Consider the following 5534-nt stretch of genomic DNA (forward strand, 5'->3'; position numbering starts at 1 on the left):
TCCCGCGCCCGCGGGACGGGGCCGGACGCAAGCGCAGCACCACAGCCAGTGATGCCCGTTGTGCAAGCCCGTCGCTTTAGCGACGGGTAGTTGACCGCCTCTCTACCGGTTCTCCGGAGTGAGGGCGGAACGGGGCCGCACCGCGGCCCTCACCAAGGACCTCCGCACATCGCCGGTGATCACCGCGGCCAGGCGCGCCGGATCGTCCTGGAAGTAGAAGTGACCGCCGTCGAACCGCCGCACCCCTACGAAGTCCGTGGTCGAGTCCGCCCACTCCTCCAGCGGGCCGTGGGGGGCCAGCACGTCCTCGGTGCCGTGGAAGACCGTGAGCGGCACCGGCAGCGGAGGCGCATCCTGCGGGGAACGCCAGTTGGCGACCAGGGTGATGTCGGCACGGATCACGGGGGCGAAGACGCTCCACAACTCCGGGTCGTCGAGGATGCGCGGCGGGGTGCCGCCCAGCCTGACCAGCCTGCGGCGCAGTTCCGCATCGGTCAGCTCGCCGGGCTCCACCCGGGGCCTGTCGGAGTACGGTGCGCCGCACCCCGACAGGCCGAGCCACACCGGCGGTCTGCCGCCCTGGCCGACGACCCTGCGGGTGACCTCGTACGCGACGAGTGCGCCCATGCTGTGCCCGAAACAGGCGAACGGCACGTCGGGATCGCCGAGTTCCGCGCCCAGCCGCTCGAGGAACCAGTCGACCAGGGCGTCCGCGTCGTCCAGCGGCGTCAGCCCGGCCAGCAGCCCGTGCCCCGGATAGTCCTGGGGCAGGAACTGCCAGTCCTCGGGGAAGTGCGCCGCCCACTCGCGGAACATCAGCTGGGACCCGCCGGCATGCGGGAACACGAACAGGCGCAGTGCGCAGGGGGACTTCACGTTTCTCCGTTCATTCTCCGCTCGAGCGGCCGCGGGTCATGCCTGGGGGGCCAGGAGCTGCGTGGGCAGGGCCCGCCGACTGCTCACCCCGAGTTTTCGGTAGACACGGGTCAGGTGCTGCTCGACGGTGCTCACGGTGATGAACAGCTGCTGGCTGATCTCCCGGTTGCTGAAACCCCGCGCGGCCAGGAGCGCCACACGGCTCTCGGCGTCGCTGAGTAGCAGGGGCCCCGTTCCAGTCTGCTCATCGCGGTCGCTGTCCGCCGACACCACCTTGTATGCCATGTCCATGATCGAGCCGGAGCCGGGCTCGGGACGGACGGCCGCGGCGCGCGGGCCGGGCACGGCCGCGGGGGCCGACCGCGGTGCGGACCGGCAGAGCTTCGCCTCCTGCGCCGCACGCCATGACGCCGCCCGTGCCTGGTCGAGCTCGCCGACGCCGCGGCACGCGACACTCAGGTCCGTCAGGGCGCGGGACAGCTCCATCCGGTCGCCTGCCGCCTGCAGCGCGTCGACGGACTTGCGCAGCAGGGCGGGGCGCTGCACGAGTTCACCAGTGGCGGCCAGCAGCCGCAGCGAGATGCCCTGCGTGCGCAGGCTGACCTCCTGCGCGAGACCGAGCTGCTGCTTCAGCAGGTCGCGCGCCACGGCGGTACGGCCGAGTCGCAGGTTCGCCTCGGCCAGACCGTTGCGCCAGGGGACGAGCTCGGCGACGTCGAACCCCCGCTCCCGGCCGATCCGGGCGCACGCCTGGAAGTCTTTCACGGCCGCCAGCACCCTGTCCGTCGCCAGATGGTGCCGACCGCGCGCGTACAGGCAGCTCAGCCCCCACACGGCGCCGTCCAGCAGCTCGGGCGTCATGAGACGAATGGATTCCTCGGCCGCGCCGTGCTGCCCCAGCATCGTCTGCGCCGAAATGAGGACACTGAGCGGATACCCCCGCAGCACCCCCCACGAGCGGGCCGACAGCAGCTTCAGCGCCGACCGTGCCAGATCCGCCGCCGACGCCAGCTTACCGCACCGCAGCGCGAGTTCAGCCCGCACACTGCCCAGCGCGGCCTGCCAGACCACACCACCGCGCCGCACCGCCTCCGCGTGCAGGGCGTCGGTCCGCTCCCGGGCCTGCTGCGTCTGGTCGCCGCGGATCAGCGTGAGCAGCGCTGCCAGCACGACCTCCAGCATGATCTCGTCCAGCCGGCAGCTCTTCAGGATGTGCTCGGCGCTCGGCAGCACGCTTTTGGCGCCCACCCCCGAGCAACCGTCCGCGATCGCGTACACCGCACGGACCCACGGGTCCTCGGGGCGCCGGTCCGGGGCACCGGCCGCCGCCGACCGGCCCTCCGCCGCGCCCGTCGTCTCCGGCGCACCGTAGAACCATCGGCAGGCCAGGTGGAGTTCCGCCTCCGCGTACGGGTCGCGATCACGCCCGGCACCCGTGGCGTTCGTGCCCTCGCCCTCGTACGCCGCGCGCGCACGGCGCACCCCGGCCGGATCACCCCGCCACAGCGCCTGCTTCAGCAACGGCAACGCGTCCCGGCCCGTCAGCGCACCCCCCTCCAGGGCAGCCCGGTCGGCCGCCTGCCACCGGTCCGCCGTGGCAGGATCGATCCGCCACACGGCCCGCGCCAGCCCGCGCCGCAGCGCGTCCCGTTCGCGCGGATCCGTGGACACCTCCAGCGCCAGCTCCAGACATCGCACCGCCAGGCCCACGTCGTCGCGTGCGGCCGCCTCCGCCGCCGCGCCCCGCAACACGTCCATCTCCCAGGCCGGCCGGATCGGCGATTCCGTCCCGGCCGCCTCGTCCGCGGGCCCGCCCGGTGCCTGCCCGGCGGCCCCGCGGACGGCCGCCAGCAACTGGTCCGCCACGGCCACCGGCGCCGTACCCTCACGATGCAGCAGCTCCGCGGCCGCGGAGTGCAGCCGCGCTCGGTCGGCCGAGCCGAGCGTGTCCAGTACGGCGTTCTGCGCCACCGGATGCCGGAAACCGGACCCGTCCAGGATGCCCGCCGACGACAACGTGCCGAGCACCTGCTCCACCGTGCCCACCGGCAGCTTCACCAGCCCCGCCACCAGCGGTCCGGACGCCTGCTCACCGCCCAGCACGGCCACTCCCCGGGCGACCGCCAGCAGCGCAGGATCCCAGCGGTGGAGGCAGTTGAGCACACCCTGCGCATACGACGGACCGGCCACCGAGGGCGCGCCCTGTGCCGTGCGCACCGCCGGCCCGTGCTCGTCGGCGGGCCCGGAGGGCGGCTCGGGCAGCGGCTCCGGACGTTCCGGCAGCCGGGCCCGGTGATCCTCCACCAACGCCTCGACGAGCAGCGGATTCCCGCCCGTCAGGCGCAGCATCTCGGGCGCGTGCACCCGCGCGTACGGAACGGAGGTCTGCCCGGCCAACAGCTCCAGCACGGCCGACTCGTCCATCGGCCGCAGCCGCATCCGACGGTGCGGATACTGCGTGATCTCCGCATGGAACGAGGTCATCGCCGGCTGCGCCCAGTTCCACTCGGACAGCACGATCATCACGTGTGCCGAGGCGATCCGCTGCCGCAGATGCAGGATCAGCCGCAGGGTGAAGTCGTCGACGAACTGCACGTCATCGACGACGACGACCAAGGGGCGGTCCGTGCGGGCCAGATCCAGCAACTCCAGGCAGAGCACGTGCACGGCACGGACCTCATCGGCGCCTTCGGACACTCCGGCCAGCAGCCGTGCGGCACGCTCCGACACCTCCGGCGGCAGGTCCGCGTTCCGGAACAACTGGTCCGCGACCCCCCTCGGGAACGCGGCCCCGGCGCGGGAACCGGTCGCCAGCAGACACAGGGCGCCGGCCTCCTTGGCGTACTGCGCGAACGCATGCAGCAGCCGCGTCTTGCCGCCGGCCAGTCCGCCCGAGACCAGCGTGAGCCGGCCGGTCCCGGCGGCACACTCGCCGAGCTGCTGGGCAAGACCGTCCAGGGCTTCTCCGCAATCGCCTTCCACTGCACCCCCAAAGGCATCGGCCGAACGCAGGAGCCGCACAGGGGGTGTCCGGTGGACACCCCCTGGCTGGCCTGCCTCAGACTGCTGCTCCCGGCTACAGGGCGGGTCGAGCCCCGATGGACCCAGGGGTTCGGCCCGTCCGGCGGCGGTGGGGCCCGGGCGAGCCGGGCGGCCGGAGCAAAATCTCCCCGAGCCTCCTAGCGCCCCAGTTCGCGGTCGAGGAAGCTGAGCAGTTCGTCGTCCGAAGCCGACTCCAGCTGACCCAGCACACCGCCCTCCGGTGCCGACTCCGGCTCCGACTCCTGGCTCTGCCCCTGCCACTTGGCGAGGAACGCCTGCAGCCGCACCGCCACCCGCGTCCGCGTGAGCGCGTCGGGCTCCGACGTCCCGAGCGAAGCCTCCAGCCGGTCCAGCTCCTGCAGCAGGGAATCCCCGCTCGCCGTACCGTCCCGGAACAGCTCCTGCCGCAGCAGCCGGGCCCCCGCCACCGCGTTGGGGTGGTCGAAGACGAAGCCCGCCGCCAGCCGCAGCCCGGTCGCCCGGGTGAGCCGGTTGCGCAGATCAACGGCCATCAGGGAGTCGAAGCCCATCTCCCGGAACGCCCGGTCCGCCTCGACGTCGGCCACCGACGAGTGGCCGAGCACCGCGGCCGTCTGCTGCCGGATCAGCTCCAGCAGCTGCGCCTCCTGCTCCTCCTCCGACAACGCCGCGAGCCGCTCGCGCAGGCCCGCCAACACATCGGCGTCCTCCACCCCGTTCTCGGCCGCGGCCGCCACGATCCGCGCCACCTGCGGCAGGTCTGCCAGCAGTGGACTCGGCCGCAGCGCCGTGAACGCGGGCACGAACCGCTCCCAGTCCACGTCGACGACCGTCAGCGTCGCAGCGTTTCCGGCCACCTCACGGGCCAGCGCCGCCAGCGCGTGCTCCGGCTCCAGGGCCGACAGGCCACGCCGCCGCAGCTGTCCGTCACCGTCGTCCACGGTGCCATCGCCGGCTGCCGCTCCGGCGCTCGCCCACGGCCCCCACGCGACGGACGTCGCCACACGGCCACGACTCCGGCGCATCTGTGCCAGCCCGTCGAGGTACGCCGCCCCCGCCGCGTAGGCGGCCTGCCCGCTGCCGCCCCACACACCGGCGATCGACGAGAACAGGACGAACGCGTCGAGGTCGGCGTCCGCGAACACCGCGTCCAGATTCACCGCTCCCGCCACCTGGGCGCGCAGCGCCTCGGCCGCCTCCGCGTCGTCGGTGGTGACGCCACCGCCGCCCGACGTGTGCAGCACGGCCCGCACCGGCGATCCCTCGGCCTCCAGGGCAGCCACCAGCGCGGCGAGTTCCGCCCGGTCGGCGACATCGACGGCCTTCACCGTCGCACGCTCGCCGAGCCGCGCCAGTACGTCCGCGTCCGGGACACCGCCCGCGGGCGCCAGCAGCACCACACGCTCGGCGTCGGTGCCGGCCAGCCAGTTCGCGACGTGCGTGGCGGCCGGCGTCGTACCGTCGCTGATCAGCACCGTGCCGCGCGGCTCCCACGCGCCGTCGTCCGCCGGAGCAGTCGCCTGCGCCAGTCGGCTCGCGTATACGCCGGAGGCGCGGACGGCGGTCTGGTCCTCGCCGGTGGTGCCGGCCAGGACGGCGGCGGTGTGGGTCCAGGTGCGGGGGTCGAGGGTGGCGGG

At 73.7% G+C, this 5534-nt stretch carries 3 protein-coding genes; all 3 read right to left on the reverse strand.

The features are described from left to right. Positions 1 to 102: 102 nt before the first annotated feature. Positions 103 to 876 carry an alpha/beta fold hydrolase gene (locus AB0I73_RS40080; RefSeq protein ID WP_363045324.1) on the reverse strand — a complete coding sequence of 258 codons (774 nt, stop codon included), beginning with the start codon at positions 874 to 876 and terminating at the stop codon, positions 103 to 105. 36 nt (positions 877 to 912) lie between these two features. Continuing rightward, complete coding sequence (locus tag AB0I73_RS40085) at positions 913 to 3858, reverse strand: AAA family ATPase (RefSeq protein ID WP_363045325.1); 2946 nt, start codon at positions 3856 to 3858, stop codon at positions 913 to 915. A gap of 197 nt (positions 3859 to 4055) precedes the next feature. After that, positions 4056 to 5534: KR domain-containing protein (locus AB0I73_RS40090; RefSeq protein ID WP_363045326.1), on the reverse strand; the 1479-nt coding region annotated here is incomplete at its 5' end.

Origin of the sequence: Streptomyces sp. NPDC050388 (assembly GCF_040655635.1) — a bacterium.
Classification (GTDB): domain Bacteria; phylum Actinomycetota; class Actinomycetes; order Streptomycetales; family Streptomycetaceae; genus Streptomyces.